The sequence below is a fragment of the Methanogenium sp. MK-MG genome (assembly GCF_009914725.1).
Taxonomy (GTDB): domain Archaea; phylum Halobacteriota; class Methanomicrobia; order Methanomicrobiales; family Methanomicrobiaceae; genus Methanogenium.
In genome coordinates, this window is sequence record NZ_JAAAWJ010000139.1 from 1 (window position 1) to 2,158 (window position 2,158).

At 54.9% G+C, this 2,158-nt stretch carries 1 protein-coding gene and 2 pseudogenes; 2 read left to right on the forward strand and 1 reads right to left on the reverse strand.

Features of this window, described 5'->3' with window-relative positions:
• Both MKMG_RS11290 and MKMG_RS11295 read left to right on the forward strand, forming a co-directional pair.
• Positions 1–271: pseudogene (locus MKMG_RS11290) on the forward strand (3-isopropylmalate dehydratase); the annotation flags it as partial.
• A gap of 2 nt (positions 272–273) precedes the next feature.
• Positions 274–1,389 carry an isocitrate/isopropylmalate dehydrogenase family protein gene (locus tag MKMG_RS11295; protein ID WP_165078043.1) on the forward strand — a complete coding sequence of 372 codons (1,116 nt, stop codon included), beginning with the start codon at positions 274–276 and terminating at the stop codon, positions 1,387–1,389.
• A 32-nt stretch (positions 1,390–1,421) separates the two neighbouring features.
• Here the strand turns inward: MKMG_RS11295 and MKMG_RS11300 are convergent.
• A pseudogene (locus MKMG_RS11300) lies at positions 1,422–2,158 on the reverse strand (hypothetical protein); the annotation flags it as partial.

A 2,158-nucleotide genomic window follows, 5' to 3' on the forward strand; every position in this document is an offset into this window, starting at 1 on the left:
CGCCATACGCGGCGCCGGGGTGCAGGTGGTCGTTGCCGTATCCTTTGCACGAATCTTCTACCGCAACTGCATCAGCACCGGCATCCTGCCGGTCATCTGCCCGGAGGCAGACAGCATCACGGAGGATGAAGAGATCACCCTCCACCTTGACGAGGGATACCTGACAGCAGGGGAACGCACCCTCGCAGTCGAACCTGTGCCTGCGTTTATGTGCAAAATCATCGATGCGGGCGGGCTTGTCGAATATGCAAAGAACCTCACGGAGATATAAACATGTACAAAGTAGCCGCCATCGGCGGGGACGGCATCGGCCCTGAGATTGTGGACGCCGGAAAGGTGGTCCTCGACGCAGCAGGAGAAAAATATGGATTTGACATCGACTGGACCGACTTCGATATCGGGGCGGACCGCTACCTTGCGACCGGTGACCTCCTCACCGAAAATGACCTGAAGGCACTTGGCGCCTTCAAATCCATCTACTTCGGATCCATCGGCGACGACCGCGTCAAACCGGGGATACTCGAAAAGGGCATCCTCCTCGGCCTCAGATTCCATTTTGACCAGTATATCAATCTCCGGCCGGTGCGCATGCTGGCAGGCACCCAGACGCCCCTGGCCGGGAAAGGCCCGGAAGACATCGACTTCCTCGTCGTCCGTGAGAATACCGAGGACTTCTACGTCGGCATCGGCTCACGGTTCACCGGAAAAGAGCACCGCGACCTTGAGGTGATACGTGACATCTACTCCATAAAATTCGGTCTTGACGTTGAGTCTGACAGCGAGGAGATTGCTTACCAGATCGGTGTCATATCACGCGAAGGCTCATCACGGGTCATGAAGTATGCCTTCGATGCGGCAATGAAGCGGGATCATAAGGTCTCCAGTGTGGACAAGGCCAATGTCCTGACCGAGGTCTACGGCCTCTGGCGTGATGTCTTTTCAGAGACTGCCGCCCGTTACCCCGAGGTGGCAACCGAGTTCACCTTTGTTGACGCCATCACCATGTGGTTTGTGAAGAACCCCGAATGGTTTGACGTGGTCGTTGCCCCCAACATGTTCGGCGACATCATCACGGACCTTGGTGCCATGATACAGGGCGGCCTGGGCCTCGCCCCCGGCGGCAACATCAATCCAAAGGGCACCTCACTCTTTGAACCCATCCACGGCTCAGCACCCAAATACAAAGGCATGAACCGGGCAAACCCCATTGCAACCATATGGGCAGGGTCCCTGCTCCTTGAAGACCTCGGCGAACCGGAAGCGGCCGCAGGCGTCCTTGCAGCCATTGAACAGAGCATTGCAGCAAAACAGACCACGGTGGACCTCGGCGGCTCCCTTGGCACCCGTGAAGCAGGCGCCTGGATTGCAGACGCAGTACGGAATGGATAAAAAAAGACAGCGTCAGGGTGCAAAGACACCCATCACTCATACCCGGGTATCTTCCAGATACGATAGACAGAATACACTCCTATAACAAATGCGGAGAGATAGCCAAAGAGTGCAAGATGGTACGGCACGGATGTCTCTTCCGGGGAGAGAAAGAGCATCATCGACGACCCGACGACGATCGCTCCAATGACAAGTCCGACCAGCATCTTGTTGGAGGCACGGTCAATCGACCGGGAGAGGTGCAGGACATCGGCAGCTGCCACATCGATATTGATGCTGCCGTCCGTTGCCTTGGTCAGCGCCCGGTTGAGTGATTTTGGCACTGAAAGCATATCGTCCACGATGTCCATGGCCTCTTTTGCCACGTAGCGGATGGTGTCCCGTGATAATATGCGTTCTATCTCCATCTCTTTGATATATGGTCCTACTTCGGTTGAGAAATGGAAATCCGGGTCCAGACACCTGCCGGTATCAAGCACCATCGCTATTACCTTGATGACCTGCATCAGGTTCATCGGCACCTGCAGGCGGTAGCGGTTGAGAAGAACGGGGATCTGGTTCATCAGACCGGAGAGATCAAAATGTTCAATACTGGAGCCGGAATATTCTGCAAGAATACCATAGAGATCATCCTTGAACGCATCAATGGATTTGTCATCAATATTCACTCCCAGCTGGATGAACGAATCCACAATCTCATCCACATCATCCTCAAGAATTCCGAGAAGCAGGGTGATGATGGCGTCTTTTCGTTCCGGCCGTATCATTG